Source organism: Brevibacterium sp. MGP-B1 (assembly GCF_057766545.1).
The window spans coordinates 477,889-493,939 of record NZ_CM173407.1 but is presented as its reverse complement, the minus strand read 5'-3'; the positions used below and the strand labels follow the sequence as shown (position 1 = coordinate 493,939).

Here is a 16,051-nt window from a genome sequence, read left to right as displayed (position 1 = left end):
GGCGGCCCAGCAACCTCGCGCGAGGTTGCTGGGCCGCCGTCAGGTAGCAATTGGGAAGGAAGAGGGCGGGAAGCGAACGAATCGCTTCCCGCCCTCTGCCGGTGCATCGATCAGATCAGATGCGCAGACCCGAGTGGTCGACCGGAACGGCGGGGCCATTCGAGGTCGTGATCGTGGCCTTGCTGATGTAGCGGCCCTTCGAGGAGGACGGCTTCAGACGCAGGATCTCTTCGATCGCAGCATCGAAGTTCTCATGCAGAGCTTCCTCGGAGAAGGAGACCTTTCCGATGATGAAGTGCAGGTTCGAGTGCTTGTCGACGCGGAATTCGATCTTTCCGCCCTTGATGTCGTTGACGGCCTTGGCGACATCCATGGTCACGGTGCCGGTCTTCGGGTTCGGCATCAGGCCGCGGGGACCCAGCACCTTACCGAGACGACCGACCTTGCCCATCATGTCGGGGGTCGCAACAGCGGCATCGAAGTCGGTGAACCCTCCGGCCACCTTCTCCAGCAGGTCATCGGAGCCGACGTAGTCAGCACCTGCTTCACGGGCAGCTTCTGCACGGTCGCCGGCAGCGAACACCAGGACCCGAGCGGTCTTACCGGTACCATGCGGAAGGTTGACGGTGCCGCGCACCATCTGATCCGCCTTACGAGGGTCAACACCCAGGCGGAGAGCGACCTCGACCGTGGCGTCGTACTTCGCCACGTTGGTCTCTTTGGCCAGGGCGATCGCCTGAGCCGGTTCGTAGTTCACATCTGCGGCGATCTTCTCAGCCGCGGCCTGATAGGCCTTCGAACGCTTTGCCATCTGCTTTACTCCTTGCAGTCGTGGTGTGGGCTGCGTGGGCCCTGCCACTGTGTGGGGTGAGGCCTCAGACCTCGATGTCGGTGGTGATGCCCATGGAACGCGCGGTTCCGGCGACGATGCGGTCGGCCTGATCCAGGGTGTTGGCGTTCAGGTCAGGCATCTTCGTGGTGGCGATCTCGCGCACCTGGTCGGCGCTCAGGTGAGCGACCTTGACGGTGTGCGGAGTAGCCGAACCCGACTTCACTCCGGCGGCCTTCTTGATCAGCTCGGCTGCCGGCGGGGTCTTGAGCACGAAGTCGAACGAACGATCTTCGTACACGGTGATCTCGACGGGAACGATGTTTCCACGCTGGGATTCTGTGGCGGCGTTGTAGGCCTTGCAGAATTCCATGATGTTGACGCCGTGCTGGGCAAGCGCCGGACCGATCGGAGGAGCCGGGTTAGCGGCACCTGCCTGAATCTGGAGCTTGACGAGGCCGGCTACCTTTTTCTTGGGAGGCATGTACGGTCCTTAATCTTGAGGTTTCGATGTGCCAGACATATACGGCACATCGTTCGACGGCGGCCTTCCGATAAGGGCCGCAATCAAACCACACCAGTATTCCATGCGCGCCCACCCGCGGGCAAATGCTCGTGAGGGGCATCACCCGATCATCCCCTCGCCGAGGCGGGACAGCGTCGCCGGCTGATGTGACCGCCTCGGCGCCGTCGTTCAAGCGCGGGCCCGGATATCGCCCCGTAGACGGTTCGACAACCGGCGCAGCCTTGATCGAGACATTCCCCTCGTCGAGGCGGCCGAGCCAGGGAACGCGGGGACGCCGAAGGGGCCCGGAAATCTCCGGGCCCCTTCGGGCACGATCGTACCGAGGCGACCAGTGAAACTATGTGGCGATCAGAGCTTCGAGACCTGGTCGAAGCCGAGTTCGACGGGAACGTCGCGTTCGAAGATCGACAGCAGCACGGTGAGCTTCTGCGATTCCGGACGGATCTCCTGGATCGTGGCGGGGTGGCCCTCGAAGGAGCCCTCCTTGACGAGCACGGACTCGCCGACCTCGAACTCCACCTCGGTGATGGGTGCGGACTTCGCAGCGGCCTCGGCGGCGGGGCCTTCGGCAGCGGCGGCTTCGGCCTGGCGCTCTTCGAAGATCGGGGCGAGCATCGAGAAGACCTCGTCGATCGACAGCGGAGTCGGGTCGTAGGCGTTGCCCACGAATCCGGTGACACCCGGGGTGTGGCGGACGGCGCCCCACGATTCGTCGGTCAGTTCCATGCGCACGAGCACGTAGCCGGGGATGCGCACACGACGGACCTGCTTGCGCTGTCCGTTCTTGATCTCGACGACGTCTTCCATCGGCACCTGCGACTCGAAGATGAACTCTTCGAGGTTGAGGCTGACGGTGCGGTTTTCGAGGTTCTGCTTGACGCGGTTCTCGTAGCCTGCGTAGGAGTGGATGACGTACCAGTCACCCTCCTGCATGCGCAACTCGGCCTTGAATTCTTCGGCCGGGTCGACCTCGTCGGCGGCGGCGACGTCTTCGGCGGCATCGTCCTGCTCGCCGTCGGCTGCGTCAGCCGAATCGGCCGCGTCAGCGGAGTCGGCAGCTTCTGCGGAGCCAGCGTCAGCGGACTCGACGGGGGCGGTCGCCTCGGCGTCGTTGGCCGCCTCTTCGGTTTCGGGCACCACAGCGGCACCCGACTCCTCGGGAGTGACGTCCTGGGTCTCAGGGGTCTCCTGCTCAGGTGAGTTGGTTTCCGACACCGATCAATTCCTCGCTTCGCGTTTTGTGATTCCCGGTAGGGAGTGAAGTTTGAGCTTGGGGTGGTTCACGGCAGAGGCCGTATCACCACAGGGGCCATAGCGGAGTTCCGCCGAACGCCCAGCCGACGAGCTTGCCGAAGACCAGGTCGAGGCCCGTGACGAGAAGCATCATGAACAGGATGAAGCCCAGCACGACGAGCGTGTAGTTGAGCAGCTGCTTCCGGGTCGGAGTGACGACCTTCTTGAGCTCTGCCACCACTTCGCGGAAGAACTGCAGGATTCGTCCGAAGAATCCGAGCTTCTTTGGACCGGAGGCACTGTTGGGTGCGCTGCCAGTCTGCTTTGCCGGTGTGTCGCTCACACATCCTCACTCGGTCGGTTTCGTTTGGCTTCACAATTGTTCGTGCCGGTCGAGGACGGCGCCTGGCCGATGAGACTTCGGCAGAGTCAACTGCGCAGGGGTGACAGGACTCGAACCTGCAACCTACGGTTTTGGAGACCGTTGCGCTACCAATTGCGCCACACCCCTCTGATCGGACTTGAGCGATCATGTCGATCCCTGTGGTGTCCGACCACGAGAAACGAGCATACCGTGCTCGACCGTTGTTCGTCGAACCGAGTGTCGAAGCAGTGTCCCGAACGTGTCGACGCTCACTCACCCACCGGGTTCGTCGACCGGCGGCTGGCCCACGAGTGGCCTGGGTTCGGGAAACCGCACCCAGGGGTCGATCTGCACCTGTTTGTCCGGCGTGACCGTGATGATCTGCACGTCGATGGGGCGCTTCGTATCATTGTCGACGCGGATGATGCTCAGCTCCGCATTCATCTTCAGCGGTCCCGGTGTCAGTGCGTTCGCCAGTGCACCCCCGGTCGTCGAGCTGACGTAGCGGGTTCCCGAACCGAAGTTCTCCGGTCCGACCCGTCGGTGCCAGTGTCCGCTGAGAGCGTAGTCGGCGCAGCCCGAGCGCAGGCTCGGCCCGCCCACGGCGGGATCGTGGATGAGCATGATGTCGAAATCGGCCCGGCAGGCGTCGTCACGCAGCCGTTGCGCGTACTGGTCGGCGGTGAGGTCCGTCTCCAGCTGCGGACCCGACCCGAACACGGTCCGGCGCGGGTCGGCGGCACCGAAGAAGGTCACCCCGGCCATCTCCGCGGTGGAGTCCTCGAGCACCTTCCAACCGCGGCTCTTCGCATGCCGGGTCGTGCCCATCGAATCGTGGTTGCCTTTGACGATCATGCGCGGCAGCTTCTCCGGCAGTTCGTCGTCGACGACGTCGAGGCAGTAGTTCTCGGCCGAGGTGCCCGTCATGGAGATGTCTCCGCCGTCGATATAGGCATCGGCCCGACTCATCTCCGCCACCGCACCGACGACGCGCGCCATTCCGATATTGCAGTGGATATCGGAGCCGTAGACGAACGTGGACACACCCTTCTGCCCTTCGCCCCCAGCGCTCTCGGCAGCGGGTGCGTCGACTCCGGCAGGCGGGACGAGTCCCCGATCGGTCCAGTTGCCGGTGATCGGGCGGTCGTTCCATTTTGTCCGCAGGGCTGCGAGAACCTCGTCGTAGAAGGCGTCGTTGTCGTCGGCGAAGTCCTGCACAGCGCCGAACGCGGTGTCGATGATTCCGCCGAGGCGGCCCGTGACCTGGGATCCGGCCAGCGGCGTGCCCTCGAACGCCGGATCGGCCGCGATCGGCTTCGGACGGTTGAGCACGACGGTGCCCAGTCCGGTGAGGACGAGCACGAGCACCAGTCCGATGCCGAGGAGTTCCTTGCCGACGAAGGCGCGGATGATGGTGTCGACCCGGGCAGGCCCGAGGAAGAGGGCCAGGCCGACGAGTCCCCCGGTGACGATGCACACGGCCAGCGCCCATCGGGTGAGGATCTCCCGGCTGAGTCCGTCGGTGACCTGGTCGATCTGCGCCTGCGGGGCCGAGAACAGCGAGGCATAGGAGGCGATGTCGCCCCCGAGCGCGTCGACGGTTCCCCCGCCGGTGTCCGCCACTTCCGCGGGATCGGCCGCAGGTCGTTCGTCATCGCCGGAGTCACCGGACACGGGGATCTCACCGATATCGACGTGCAGTCCCAGGCCGAGGGGGATGACATCCTCGGTGGGGACGAGAAGTCTGCCCAAGGGGCCGAAGTCGACGGTGAGTCGGGAATCCGCGGTGATCCGGTACTGCGCCTCATGCGGACCGAAGGTGAGATCGGCCCGGGAGGTGAACAGCGCCCAGGGCAGGGTCACAAGCGCAACCGCAGCCAGGGTGATGACGAGTGCGGTGATTCTCCGACGTGATGACACGGCCACCAGCCTAAGGACGTTTCCCGTCGTCGATGGAGCAGCCGATGAAGGTCGGTTCGGGTTCGAGGGTGATGCCGAAGGCGTCCTCGACGCCGGCGACGACGGTCGACGCGAGGTCGATCACATCGGCCGTGCTCGCGTGTCCCCGATTCGTCAGCGCCAGGGTGTGCTTGGTCGACAGCGAAGCCAGTCCCTCACCGAGGCTGAAGCCCTTGGAGAACCCAGCGTGCTCGATCAGCCAGGCCGCTGAGGTCTTCGTCTTCCCTTCGATCTTCGCTCCGCTGAGCGGGTCGGTCACCGGGTACCGAGGAGCCTCGGCGGGCAGGATCTCGGCGTTCTCGACGATGGGGTTGGTGAAGAACGATCCCGCCGACCAGGAGTCGTGGTCGGCCGGGTCGAGGACCATGCCCTTCGACCTGCGCAGCGCAATGACGTTCTCGCGCACCCGTGCGGCCGGGACGCGGGTGCCGATCTCGACGTCGAGGGTCGAGGCGAGCTGAGCGTAGCGCACCGGCAGCGACTCGTCGCTGCGCTGGAGGTCGAAGGTCACCGAGAGCACGACGAACTGCGGGGTTCCGGCCGCGATCTGGGCGCGCTTGAGCGCCGAGGTGCGGTAGCCGAATTCGAGTTCGACTGCGGTGAGGTGGCGGATCTGACCGGCCACCCGGTCGAAGACCTCGACGGAGGAGATGAGCTCGCCGACCTCCGTGCCGTAGGCACCGACGTTCTGGATCGGGGTCGCACCGACCGATCCGGGGATCCCGGACAGCGCTTCGAGTCCGGACAGCCCCAGGTCGAGGGTGTGGGCGACGAAGGCGTCCCAGTCCTCCCCCGCCTCGGCGGTGACCCGGGTGTCGGTCGTCGTGGTCTGGGTCGTCTCCACTCCGGTGGTCCGGACCACGCAGACCGCACCGTCGAATCCGGTATCGGCGATGAGCAGGTTCGATCCGCCGCCGATGAACAAGACGCGGGACCGTTCCTGACCGCTGAGTTCGAGGGGGTGGGCGGCGCAGAAGTCGAGCAGTTCGTCTCGGGTGTTCGCGACAGTGACCTGCGGAGCCGGTCCGCCGAGGCGGAAGGTGGTGAAGCTGGAGAGTTCCTGCCGGTGGGCTTCGGTCACGCCGAGATCCGAACCTGAGTGCGGCTGAGGACATCGGCCTCGCCGGACTTCACGGAGATGTCGATGCGGGCCGTGCCGACGGCAGGGTCGACGGCACCGACGGTGGCGGTGAGCTTGAGCGAAGTTGTCGGGGTCGTCGGTGATCCGGTATCGGCGTCGGGGACGACGACGGGGGCGGAGAAACGGGTCCGGTAGTCGACGATCGCACCGGGGTCGCCGAGCCATTCGGCGACCGGAGCGATGACCGCCGCCATCGAGAGCATCCCGTGGGCGATGACATCGTCGAGGCCGACCTCGCGGGCGAAGCGTTCGTTCCAGTGGATCGGATTGTGATCGCCCGAGGCTGCGGCATAGTCGACGAGGGAGGCGCGCGACAGTGGGATCTCGGATTCCACGACGGTGTCTCCGATGGTCAGTGTGGAGAAGTCGATGGCGCTCATTCTCCGTCTCCTCTCACGACGATGGTCGAGGTCACGGTGACGACGGGCTGCTCCGCGACATCGGTGATCTCGGTGCGGGTGGTGATCATGGCGTTGCTGCCGGCGGCCCGGACTCCGTCGACGTGGGTGAGCGCGGACAGGACGTCACCGGCGACGATGGGACGGGTGAACGAGAACTGTTCGGAGCCGTGGACGACCTTCGCGAAGTCGATGCCCGAATCCGGGTCGGAGATATAGGCGGATTCCGATTTCTGCGCGATGATCACGGCGAAGGTGGTCGGGGCGACGACGTCGCGGTACCCAAGCGCGGTGGCCGCCTCGGCGTCGAAATGGTAATCGGCCTTCGCTCCGGTGGCGAGCGCGAATTCCGCGATCGCCTCCCTGGAGACCTCATAGGGCTGAGGCAGGGAGAACGTGGCCCCCTGCTTCTCCGTATTCACCGGCATATGCGCTCTCTCTTCCACTGGGGTCAGTATCGACACCAGCCTAAAGCACGGCCTCAGGATGAGGCTCACCGGCGAATAATTGATCGCGCGTTCGTATCCGGTTCACACAATTGCTGCACCATCGGGCTCATGGCTTCGAAACTGGTATATGTTGTCCACATCACATTCGGTAAGGAGTAGTGCGATGACGAACGAATCCCCCAGCGCTGACCCGAAGAGTCCCGAGGCACAGACGGTGACCCCCGGCGCACGAGTCAAAGACGCAGTAGCGGTCCCCTCACCGCACACACCTGGCCCCGGCGCCCCCGCTGCGCCTGCACCAACAGCCGGCGGTTCTGATCCGGCACCGGCGCCGGCCGACGTCGACCCGCTGCAGGTCGAAGTGGCGGTGGCCACCGACGCCGCCTACGCCGGCAAAGAAGCCGACAGAGTCCAGCTGCGTCGACCGCTGCGCAACGTCTCCGAGGTCCGGCACTTCTTCCGCACGAACCAGACCCCGATCTTCTTCGTCGGAGCCACTCCCTTCAACCTGCTCGGTCTCGACCGGTGGGTGCGCAACTTCTCGTACATCACCTACTACGACGGTTGGGACGGCGGACATCCGCGAGTCTTCTCCCCGCGCTACAAGCCCTATGTCGAGTTCGAATCGGGTGAGGCGATCAACAACTGGCTGCTGCTCAACGCCGAGGTGCGCGCCCATATGACGCGCAACGTCCCCCATGGTGAGCGGGTCAAGGTCGCGATGGTCTTCTTCGACGAGGAGACCGAGCGGATCTGCCGAGAGCTCGGCTACGACCTCATCCTGCCGTCGGCAGCCCTGCGCAATCAGCTCGATTCGAAGATCGAGACGACGAAGCTCGGCAATGAGGCCGGTGCGTTCTCAGTCCCGAACGTGCTGACCACTGCCGACACCTATGAAGAGCTCAATGAGCGGGCCGCCGAGGCGGGGCTGGGTACGGATCTCGTCGTGCAGACCCCGTATGGCGATTCCGGGAAGACGACGTTCTTCATCGCCGATGCCTCGGGTTGGGAGGCGCACAAGGACGACATCATCGGCGAGCAGCTGAAGGTGATGAAGCGGATCAACAACACTCCGGTCGCCGTCGAGGCGGTCATCACCTCCAGCGGTGTCGTCGTCGGTCCGTATCTGACAGAGCTGGCCGGCTTCGCCGAGCTCACCCCGTACAAGGGCGGCTGGTGCGGCAACGAGATGAAGCCCGATGTGCTCAACGCACAGCAGCGGGCGCAGACCCGTGAGCTCGTGCGCAAGATGGGCGAAGGTCTGCGCAAACGCGGCTATCGAGGATTCTTCGAAGTCGATGTCCTCGTCGATCTCGATAACGACGACTGCTACCTCGGTGAGCTCAATCCGCGCATCTCCGGGGCTTCGGCGATCACGAACGTCACGGCAGGCGCCTATGCCGATGTGCCCCTGTTCCTGTTCCACCTGCTTGAATACCTCGACGTCGAATTCGACCTCGACGTCACCGAGATCAACGAGCGGTGGGAGGAGCTCTCCGGCGCCGACGAGTGGAGCCAGATGATCATCAAGGAGACGGCTCCGATCACGGAGTACATCACGCATTCCCCGCTGACCGGTCAGTACTATCTCGACCAGTACGGGACGCTGACGTACAAACGTGCGGCACTCGACTGGCATCCCCTGCAGAACGGCAGCGAGGTGTTCTTCCTGCGCATCTTCGGGGCCGGGGACTACCGGTGGAAGGGTGCAGACCTCGGAGTCCTGGTGACGAAGAATCCGCTGCAGACGAACGTCGGCGGACCCGATGCGCTGAGCATCCGGGCCAAGCACTTCATCGATTCGATCAGGGCGATGTACGCCGGAGTTCCGGTCGTCGCCGACGATCCGTCGCCGGCCCTCGGCGGACCCGGGGCCAAAGGCGACTGAGCCCGGGGCCGCTCCCTCATACGCGAAGGGCAGATAGACGCGAAGCGCGGAGCCGCCTCGGTGATAATCTCAACACGACCCGAGGCGGCTCCCAGCTGCCGCCCGCGGAGCCGTTCCGCGGACAGACCGATGCGAGAATCAGAGGTGAAGAGTGATCGAACCGTCACCGGAACAGACCGCGGCCACTCCCCCGGCGGACCAGCCCGTAACCCCATCGGCTCCCGTCGATCCGGCGGCCGGAATCGACCGGGACAACTGGCAGGATCCCGACAATGTGCGCTGGTCATTCCAGAACGTCGCACGGGTCCTTCCCACGACGCCGATCTCCCGGGGCACCGGTCCGGTGGCCGAGCTGCCCGCCGCTCCACAGGATCTCGGCGAGATCGAGGTTCCCGCGACGGAGTACTCGGAGGCCCGCAGCGTCCGCAGCGTCATCGAATCCACCGACACGGATGCCTGGATGCTCATGCACAACGGGACCGTGCTCACCGAGGAGTACTTCGGGGAGATGACCGCGTCGACCGAGCATCTGCTCATGTCGGTGTCCAAATCGCTCGTCGGCACTGTCGCCGGGGTCCTCGCCGGTTCGGGTGACCTCGACCCGAACCGCCTCGTCACCGATTATGTGCCCGAACTCGCCGAGTCCGGTTACGCCGGGGCGACCGTGCGCCATGTCCTCGATATGCGATCGGGCATCCGCTTCTCCGAGGACTACCTCGACCCGAAGTCCGAGGTCCGGCAGATCGAAGAGTCGATCGGCTGGTCCGAGGCGAAACGGGAGAACCCGGGCATCGGCATGTACGAGTTCCTCACCACCCTGGAGGCGAAGTCCGAGCACGGAGGGGTCTTCGAATACCGGTCGTGCGAGACCGATGTGCTCGGATGGGTGTGCGAAAAGATCGCCGGCGAGCGCATGCAGTCGCTCATGTCGCGGGTGCTGTGGTCTCGGATCGGCGCCGAACAGGACGCGATCATCGCCACCGACCAATACGGGGTCGGGATGTTCGACGGCGGAATCAACACGACTCTGCGTGATCTCGCCCGATTCGGCTACGTCTACACCAACCGCGGGCAGTCGCTGACCGGACAGCAGGTGGCGCCGACGACGTGGATCGGCGATACGCTGACCACCTCCGAGGATGTGCGTCAGGCGTTCGCCGATGGGCCCGGAGACAATCGGATGCCGGGCGGGGCGTATCACAACCAGTTCTGGTTCCCGTTCCCCGATTCTCATGCGTTCCTCGCCCTCGGCATCCACGGGCAGATGATCTATATGAACCCGGGTGCCAACGTCCTCGGCGTCAAGCTCTCGAGCTGGGGGCTGCCGCAGGATGCGACGAAGATGTTCCCGACGATCCGCGCATTCGAGGCTCTCGCGAAGGCCGTCAACTCCCCCGCCGCGGAGTAGCCGGAGCAGGTCGCCGTGGAGCAGGCCGGATCTGGCTCCCTCCCACCGCCGGATTCGGGGCTTGAGAGCCGCTTCACCGCGGTGTAGGCGGAGCCGGTCGTTGCGGTGCGACCTCACCAGCCGGGGGCAGCCCGCACCGTTGCACGCACTCCACACCGGCGGCATCTGCTCCTACACTTCCTCGGCCATCCCTCACCGTTCCTCGCATAACAGCCTGCTGCAGCGGGTGGGTGTGCAGGGAACGGTGTGGGATGGTCACTTCCCTGCCTGAAACTCAGCTGTCGCTGAGCCCCGATGTGCCCGAATCGCCACAGGTGTCGCCGGATCCGCACACCGACCCCGGGTTCGCGGCAACCGGCCGTGGCAGAATCGTGGTGTATCGACAACGCTTGTGATCGCCTGAGCGCGAAGGAGAAACACGATGACCCCGATTCGCCGGTCCGCCTGGATGCCCCGTCTGCTGACGGCGGCCGCTGGAACCGTTCTCGCCTTGTCCCTGACCGCTTGCGGAGGCTCTGGAGGGGACGAGCCCGCCGAGGATCAGAAGTCCGAGGCCGCGCAGACCGAAGAAGGCGGATTCGGCGGAGGAGCCGTCGAATCGAAAGAGGCCGACGCCCCGGGATCGGAACCCGCCGAGGCGGAGCCCACCGACACGAAATCGACCGACCCGTTCGCCGATTCCGCAAAGACGACGAACTGGGCCAGTGACGACGGGATGAAGATCGACAAGAAGGGCAATGGCACAGTTCCCGCCGCTTCGATCGAAGCCGACCTCATCGACCTGTTCGAGAACAAGCTCGGGTTGAAGGTCAAGGAAGCCAAATGCGATTCCGATATGGAGCTCGATGAGTGGTACGGATACAAGTCGTGCCAGGTCACCATCAAAGACAAAGACGCCTACAAAGGTCGGAAGAAGCTCTTCGGATCGGTGAAGATCGTCGACCACAAGGACAAGATGGTCAAGTACGAACTCATGTTCCCCGGCATCGACAAAGAAGATCTCGACTTCAAGGACTGATCACCGAGGTGGCCCCACCCCCGGTCATCGATCAGTCCCTGAGCTTGCGACTGCACATTCGTCGTCGCCCGTACGGCCTTCGTCCGTGCGGGCGACGAATCGTCTCCGCGGATGTCCGGACGAACCGGTAATGACAACGCTGCCGGCCGCCTCGGCGAGTGATCGATTGTTCCCGTCCGGGGCCCGTACGGAACGCTCGGCCGAACCCGGGTCCGCAGTCTCCGGGCTCCGGTCGCTGCCCGGTTCGTCCAGGGCCTCTCGGACGATCCGGCGCGGATCGTACTGTCGTGGATCAAGCGCTCTCCAGTCCTCGGCACTCATCGATTCGGCGGCCCGAGTCCGCGCCGTGTCGACCTGGGCACGGAGCAGGCGGGCGATCTCGCCGAGTCTCTGCGCGTAGTGGGGCAGCCGCTGTGGGCCGATGACGATCGCAGCGAAGATGCCGACGATGATCAGTTTCTCGAAACTCAAGCCGAACATGCCCGAGTCCTTTCCGTTGGCGTGTCCTGCTCTCGACCTGCCCGGTCATCATCGGAGCGCGGATCGCCGACGGACCTGGAGTACCCCAGTGCTCGGTCGTGGATGCACGCGATGACGAGCGCAGCGAGGAAGAGCAGCGCCATCGGGGCCGCGACGAAGAACATGGAGAGCACGTCGGCGGCCGGGGTGACCAGTGCGGCGAAGACCACGATGGCCACGATGGATACTCGCCAGGCCTTCGCGATCGATCGTGCAGAGAGCAGGCCGATGAAGTTGAGGACGACGAGGAAGACCGGGAGCACGAAGGCGACGCCGGTGGCGATGACGATCTTGAACACGAAGTCGAAATAGTAGGACGCCTGCAGGATGGTGCTGTCCTCGCTCGAGGCGAACGAAGTGAGCACTTCGACCATCCGGGGGAAGACATAGAGGCCGGTGAGACAGCCGGCGACGAAGAGGGGCACTGCGGCACCGAGGAAGCCGAACGTCACCTTCTTCTCCTTCGCCGTCAGTCCCGGGGTGAGAAATCCGAAGATCTCCCCCAGCCACACCGGGCTGGAGAGGACGATCCCGGAGTACACGGCGATGCGCAGCTGAAGGTCGAAGGCGCCGGTGACGCTGTCATAGTTGAGCGAAGCGCTGCGGGACTCGGCGAGCTCAGTGATCGGGGCCCGGAGGACGTCCATGACGAAATCGGAGGTGAGATAGCCGATGACCGTGCCGATGAGCAGCGCCACCGCCGCGCGCACCGCCCGTGTCCGCGCCTCCCGCAGGTGCGCGGACAGCGGCATCTTCTCCGCGGCGGTGCTCATGAGTCGGGTTCCGTCTCATCACCCGCCCGTGAGCCGGATGATTCGTCCTTGAGGATGCGCACGGACTGTCCGAGGCTCTTGGCGAGCGCGGGCAGCTTGGCTGCGCCGAAGACGAGGATGATGATGGCGAGGATGACGAGGGCGTGCCAGCCCGTGAGGTTGTGCAGCATGATGGTGAGCCTTTCTCGGAGTTGTCAGGGCTTTTCGGGAGCGCCGTCGGGTGGAGCTTGTCCTTCACCGCCGCCTCCCGGGGCTGCGCCGCCGGTCGGTTCGGTGTCGGTGTCGACGGGAACATCGAGCGTGGCGGTGTATCCGGAGTCCGTGTCGCCGCTGATCGTGGCGAGCTGGTGCTCACCTCCGTCGTCACCGAATACGTTGTCGTCGTCGAGGGAGATGGCAGAGAGGTTCTTCGCCGATCCGTCGTAGGTCTCGAGAGCGAAGACCGCATTGCAGGCGTCTTCGGGCAGGGCCATCTGCGAGGTGGCGATGGCGTTCTCGGCATCGGTGATCGAATCGACGTCCGGATAGACCTCGAAATGGATGTGGGTCCACCGGCCGGAATAGCAGCCGGGGAAGACGGAGGTGAAGGTGACTTCTCCCGCCGCATCGGCGACCTGGACACCGCGCAGCCAGGTCGCGTCCTCGACGCCGTCGGAGTACATCGAGTAGCGGCCCTGAGCGTCGCAATGCCAGGCGTAGACGGCTGCGCCTTCGAATGGAGCATTGTCACCGGCCATATCGGTGACCTTGAGGGTGAAAGTCAGGGGCACACCGTCGACGGTGTCGGTCCCGTCGATGTTCGAGCGGATGTCCGAACGCACGATTCCCGACTCCTCGAGGATGTCCGGTCCATTCGATCCGTCCGCCGGATACGGACCGGCCGTTTCGTCGGGGATCTCGGTGACCGATCCGCTGCCGCTCGAACTCGATTTCGTCGACCCCGCGGCCCCGGACGTGCAAGCGGCCAGGGCCATCGTGCCGACGCCGGCGCCGACGAGTCCGAGGACTCCTCGGCGGCTGAACAGGGTGCGGATGTCGAAGGAGGCGCCTTGGTCGACGACCTCCTCGTCGGGACGGTCGAGGAGCCTGCCTTCGTAAGCGGGTCCGTTGGGGGTCTGGTCGGGTTCGGGTACGCGAGCCATGAGCTGTCCTTCCTTCGATGATGTGTGATGACACCATCGTGGTGACCGGCTCTGGCGTAGGACTGTGGCGTTTCTGGGCCGCAGCTGTGGATGCTCAGTCGGGTTGTGTTCCGTCCCACCAGTCGAGGACACGCTGGGCCTGCAGGGTCACCCATTTCGAGGGTTCGCCGACCGGAGCGTCGACGTGGAACCAGACGTCGCCGTCGAGGCGATGGTCTTGAGTCCAGCTGCCGTCGGCGGAGCGTCTGTCCCTGATCATCCCGACCGCTTCTTCCATTCGCGGGTCCGGGGCGGTTCCGTCCGCGCCTGTCGCTTCGCGGAAGTAGTCGAGTGCGGGCAGGATTCCGTAGAACCAGCGGTGGGGGTGGAAGAGAGCGAGGGCACGGTCGTCGAAAGGTTCACCGGTGCTGCGCGTGCGGAACAGGTCCCGCGACAGCAGGTACTCCTCTCCCCTGGTTCGGGCCTGCCGGACACGTGCGGCGTCGCCTGTAGCCAGCTGATAGTCGAGCAGCGCGACGAGGGCGTTGAGGGTGGAGTGGAACGACGAGACCTTCGAGCCTTCGACCCATTCGCAGTTCCATCCGCCGTCGGGCTGCTGGTGGCCCAGGAACCAGTCGACGATGCCGTCGACATCGGTGCCGAGCCACAGGCCGTTCGACAGCGTCCAGGAATTGATGCAGACATCGACTTCCCCGCCCCAGTACGGCAGATTCTCGTATTCCCAGCGTGCGGATTCGAGTTTCTCTGCCGTTCCCTCCAACGCCGAGGCGGTCAGCCCCCACTCGCGCAGGTCCTTCAGGGCCCACGTCGTCGCCGTCCACGGCTGTGATCCGTCGTCGTCGAATGCGAAGTCGGAGGGGAAGAAGGCCCCGCCTGCCCATTGTCCGTCCGGGTCTTGATGGGCCAGCAGCTCTGCGCCGAAGCCTTCGTGTTCCACGCGTGCGCGGGTCTCCTGCCAGGTCGTCTCCTCTGCTCCGAGCAGGTCACGTTCGACCTGCCAGCGCAGGGCCGGGTCCGAGTCGAGGAGCCAGTCGGACAGTTCTGTGCTGATCATCGTCGATCTCCCACGTCGGTCGAACAGTCACTTCGAGAGTAGGCGCCGAATCGCACAAAAACCATACCTCGGTCCGTGGAAGTGGGATGAACCAGTTGTCGTCGGCCTCGCGGTGATCATCCGCGCAGTGACCGCTCCCAGGCCAGGGTTGCGAGCGCCGCAGCCTGGTCGGGCAGGTGCGCATCGTCGAACTGGACTTCCGGCGAGTGGTTCGTCGCCGCCGAGGCCGGATCGATGCCTTCGGGCGTCACGAAGAAGAACATGAAAGCACCGGGCACCTGCTCGAGCACGAAGGAGAAGTCCTCGGACCCCATGAGCGGGTCCGGCACCTGCACCGCCCGCTCGGCACCGAAACGATCGGCCAGAACTCTTAGAGCGAAGTCGGCTTCGGCGCCGTCGTTGACCGTGACGGGATACTGCTCGGTCCACACCACCTCGGCCGTGCACCCGTGTGCGGCCGCAATCGACTCCGCCAACTGTGTGGCGCGCTCGGGGAACCTCCGCGTCGACTCGAGGGAGAGCGTGCGCACAGAGGCTCCGAGCTTCGCCGAGGCGGGGATGACATTGACGGCATCCCCCGCTTCCAACTGCGTCACCTGGGCGACGATGGGATCGAACACGCTGAATGATCCGGTGACCATCGTTTGCAGCGCCTGTCCGAGTTCGAGAATCGGACGCACCGGGTCGACCGCATCTTCCGGTCGCGAGCTGTGGCCTCCGCTGCCGTGCATCGTCACGTGCAGAGTATTCGCCCCGGCCATGATCGTGCCCGGTCTGGTGACGAAGGTTCCCGGCACCCCCGGTGCCACATGGATCGCGTAAGCCGCATCGGGCTTTTTGCCGATGGTGTCGAACATTCCTTCTTCGAGCATGATCTTCGCCCCGCCCATCCCTTCCTCGCCGGGCTGGAACATGAAGGCCACCGTGCCCTTCAGCTCGGCCTGATGAGCGGACAGCAGCTTCGCGGCTCCGACGAGTCCGGAAACGTGGAGATCATGCCCGCAGGCATGCATGTTCCCATTCGTCGACGCGAAGTCGAGTCCGGTCGCCTCGTCGACGGGCAGAGCGTCCATGTCCCCGCGCAGGAGCACCGTCGGGCCGGGGTGCGCTCCGCGCAGGACGGCGATGATCGAGCTGAGCTCCTGACCGAGCGTGATCTCAAGCGGCAGACCTTCCAGGGCGTCGAGGATCCGACGTTGGGTCTTCGGCAGATCGAGTCCTATTTCGGGGTCCCGGTGCAGGTCGCGGCGCAGTTCGCGCAGATCATCGGCAAGTGCATGGGCTTCGCTGGTGAAATCGAGAGTCATTGTGTGCTTCACTCGGCAAGACTGGCACGGCCGGAATGAGTCG

17 protein-coding genes and 1 tRNA gene are annotated in these 16,051 nt (G+C 64.9%); 3 read left to right on the top strand and 15 right to left on the bottom strand.

Annotation, left to right across the window (positions count from 1 at the left end; genetic code table 11):
• Nucleotides 1-115: 115 nt before the first annotated feature.
• From rplA to AC3CD9_RS02215, 9 genes are all read right to left on the bottom strand, one after another.
• Nucleotides 116-811, bottom strand: coding sequence for a 50S ribosomal protein L1 (gene rplA / locus AC3CD9_RS02255; RefSeq protein WP_488366108.1), 696 nt, complete (start codon nucleotides 809-811; stop codon nucleotides 116-118).
• 64 nt (nucleotides 812-875) lie between these two features.
• A complete protein-coding gene (gene rplK, locus AC3CD9_RS02250) occupies nucleotides 876-1,313 on the bottom strand; it encodes a 50S ribosomal protein L11 (protein WP_025776636.1) in 438 nt (145 codons plus the stop codon).
• A 390-nt stretch (nucleotides 1,314-1,703) separates the two neighbouring features.
• Complete coding sequence (nusG, locus tag AC3CD9_RS02245; RefSeq protein WP_488366107.1) at nucleotides 1,704-2,570, bottom strand: transcription termination/antitermination protein NusG; 867 nt, start codon at nucleotides 2,568-2,570, stop codon at nucleotides 1,704-1,706.
• A gap of 82 nt (nucleotides 2,571-2,652) precedes the next feature.
• A complete protein-coding gene (gene secE, locus AC3CD9_RS02240; protein WP_488366106.1) occupies nucleotides 2,653-2,931 on the bottom strand; it encodes a preprotein translocase subunit SecE in 279 nt (92 codons plus the stop codon).
• A gap of 95 nt (nucleotides 2,932-3,026) precedes the next feature.
• A tRNA-Trp gene (locus tag AC3CD9_RS02235) sits at nucleotides 3,027-3,099 on the bottom strand.
• A 126-nt stretch (nucleotides 3,100-3,225) separates the two neighbouring features.
• Nucleotides 3,226-4,872 carry a metallophosphoesterase family protein gene (locus AC3CD9_RS02230; RefSeq protein ID WP_488366105.1) on the bottom strand — a complete coding sequence of 549 codons (1,647 nt, stop codon included), beginning with the start codon at nucleotides 4,870-4,872 and terminating at the stop codon, nucleotides 3,226-3,228.
• Nucleotides 4,873-4,882: 10 nt separating this feature from the next.
• The gene (locus tag AC3CD9_RS02225) at nucleotides 4,883-5,992 is read right to left on the bottom strand and encodes a UDP-N-acetylmuramate dehydrogenase (protein ID WP_488366104.1); all 1,110 of its coding nucleotides are present in this window, start codon (nucleotides 5,990-5,992) and stop codon (nucleotides 4,883-4,885) included.
• Nucleotides 5,989-6,432 (bottom strand): MaoC/PaaZ C-terminal domain-containing protein, encoded by a 444-nt coding sequence (locus AC3CD9_RS02220; RefSeq protein WP_172173636.1) that lies wholly within the window; start codon nucleotides 6,430-6,432, stop codon nucleotides 5,989-5,991. Before AC3CD9_RS02220 ends, AC3CD9_RS02225 begins: the two co-directional genes overlap by 4 nt.
• Nucleotides 6,429-6,878, bottom strand: coding sequence for an FAS1-like dehydratase domain-containing protein (locus AC3CD9_RS02215; protein WP_488367489.1), 450 nt, complete (start codon nucleotides 6,876-6,878; stop codon nucleotides 6,429-6,431). The genes AC3CD9_RS02220 and AC3CD9_RS02215 overlap by 4 nt, the downstream gene beginning before the upstream one ends.
• Nucleotides 6,879-7,062: 184 nt before the next feature.
• Here AC3CD9_RS02215 and AC3CD9_RS02210 point away from each other — a divergent pair, with 184 nt between their 5' ends.
• From AC3CD9_RS02210 to AC3CD9_RS02200, 3 genes are all read left to right on the top strand, one after another.
• Nucleotides 7,063-8,787 carry a biotin carboxylase gene (locus AC3CD9_RS02210; RefSeq protein WP_488366103.1) on the top strand — a complete coding sequence of 575 codons (1,725 nt, stop codon included), beginning with the start codon at nucleotides 7,063-7,065 and terminating at the stop codon, nucleotides 8,785-8,787.
• 151 nt (nucleotides 8,788-8,938) lie between these two features.
• On the top strand, nucleotides 8,939-10,195 hold the full coding sequence (locus AC3CD9_RS02205) for a serine hydrolase domain-containing protein (RefSeq protein ID WP_488366102.1): 1,257 nt from the start codon (nucleotides 8,939-8,941) through the stop codon (nucleotides 10,193-10,195).
• 421 nt (nucleotides 10,196-10,616) lie between these two features.
• Nucleotides 10,617-11,213, top strand: a complete 597-nt coding sequence (locus tag AC3CD9_RS02200; RefSeq protein WP_488366101.1) for a hypothetical protein — start codon at nucleotides 10,617-10,619, stop codon at nucleotides 11,211-11,213.
• Between the two features lie 24 nt (nucleotides 11,214-11,237).
• Here AC3CD9_RS02200 and AC3CD9_RS02195 read toward each other — a convergent pair whose 3' ends face one another.
• The 6 genes from AC3CD9_RS02195 to AC3CD9_RS02170 form a co-directional block, all read right to left on the bottom strand.
• Nucleotides 11,238-11,693 carry a twin-arginine translocase TatA/TatE family subunit gene (locus tag AC3CD9_RS02195; RefSeq protein ID WP_488366100.1) on the bottom strand — a complete coding sequence of 152 codons (456 nt, stop codon included), beginning with the start codon at nucleotides 11,691-11,693 and terminating at the stop codon, nucleotides 11,238-11,240.
• A complete protein-coding gene (gene tatC / locus AC3CD9_RS02190; RefSeq protein ID WP_488366099.1) occupies nucleotides 11,681-12,505 on the bottom strand; it encodes a twin-arginine translocase subunit TatC in 825 nt (274 codons plus the stop codon). Before tatC ends, AC3CD9_RS02195 begins: the two co-directional genes overlap by 13 nt.
• The gene (locus AC3CD9_RS02185) at nucleotides 12,502-12,675 is read right to left on the bottom strand and encodes a twin-arginine translocase TatA/TatE family subunit (RefSeq protein WP_488366098.1); all 174 of its coding nucleotides are present in this window, start codon (nucleotides 12,673-12,675) and stop codon (nucleotides 12,502-12,504) included. Before AC3CD9_RS02185 ends, tatC begins: the two co-directional genes overlap by 4 nt.
• A 24-nt stretch (nucleotides 12,676-12,699) precedes the next feature.
• Entirely contained in the window at nucleotides 12,700-13,647 is a 948-nt protein-coding gene (locus AC3CD9_RS02180) for an intradiol ring-cleavage dioxygenase (protein ID WP_488366097.1), read from the bottom strand.
• A 94-nt stretch (nucleotides 13,648-13,741) separates the two neighbouring features.
• Entirely contained in the window at nucleotides 13,742-14,701 is a 960-nt protein-coding gene (locus tag AC3CD9_RS02175; RefSeq protein ID WP_488366096.1) for a prenyltransferase/squalene oxidase repeat-containing protein, read from the bottom strand.
• A gap of 116 nt (nucleotides 14,702-14,817) precedes the next feature.
• Nucleotides 14,818-16,008, bottom strand: coding sequence for a M20 metallopeptidase family protein (locus AC3CD9_RS02170; protein ID WP_488366095.1), 1,191 nt, complete (start codon nucleotides 16,006-16,008; stop codon nucleotides 14,818-14,820).
• Nucleotides 16,009-16,051 lie beyond the last annotated feature (43 nt).

Excerpts from the sequence above, each read along its gene's own strand:
- rplA (WP_488366108.1), bottom strand. The coding sequence starts at position 811 with ATGGCAAAGCGTTCGAAGGCCTATCAGGCCGCGGCTGAGAAGATCGCC.
- rplK (WP_025776636.1), bottom strand. The coding sequence starts at position 1,313 with ATGCCTCCCAAGAAAAAGGTAGCCGGCCTCGTCAAGCTCCAGATTCAG.
- AC3CD9_RS02220 (WP_172173636.1), bottom strand. The coding sequence starts at position 6,432 with ATGAGCGCCATCGACTTCTCCACACTGACCATCGGAGACACCGTCGTG.
- AC3CD9_RS02215 (WP_488367489.1), bottom strand. The coding sequence starts at position 6,878 with ATGCCGGTGAATACGGAGAAGCAGGGGGCCACGTTCTCCCTGCCTCAG.
- AC3CD9_RS02210 (WP_488366103.1), top strand. The coding sequence starts at position 7,063 with ATGACGAACGAATCCCCCAGCGCTGACCCGAAGAGTCCCGAGGCACAG.
- AC3CD9_RS02200 (WP_488366101.1), top strand. The coding sequence starts at position 10,617 with ATGACCCCGATTCGCCGGTCCGCCTGGATGCCCCGTCTGCTGACGGCG.
- AC3CD9_RS02195 (WP_488366100.1), bottom strand. The coding sequence starts at position 11,693 with ATGTTCGGCTTGAGTTTCGAGAAACTGATCATCGTCGGCATCTTCGCT.
- tatC (WP_488366099.1), bottom strand. The coding sequence starts at position 12,505 with ATGAGCACCGCCGCGGAGAAGATGCCGCTGTCCGCGCACCTGCGGGAG.
- AC3CD9_RS02185 (WP_488366098.1), bottom strand. The coding sequence starts at position 12,675 with ATGCTGCACAACCTCACGGGCTGGCACGCCCTCGTCATCCTCGCCATC.
- AC3CD9_RS02180 (WP_488366097.1), bottom strand. The coding sequence starts at position 13,647 with ATGGCTCGCGTACCCGAACCCGACCAGACCCCCAACGGACCCGCTTAC.
- AC3CD9_RS02175 (WP_488366096.1), bottom strand. The coding sequence starts at position 14,701 with ATGATCAGCACAGAACTGTCCGACTGGCTCCTCGACTCGGACCCGGCC.
- AC3CD9_RS02170 (WP_488366095.1), bottom strand. The coding sequence starts at position 16,008 with ATGACTCTCGATTTCACCAGCGAAGCCCATGCACTTGCCGATGATCTG.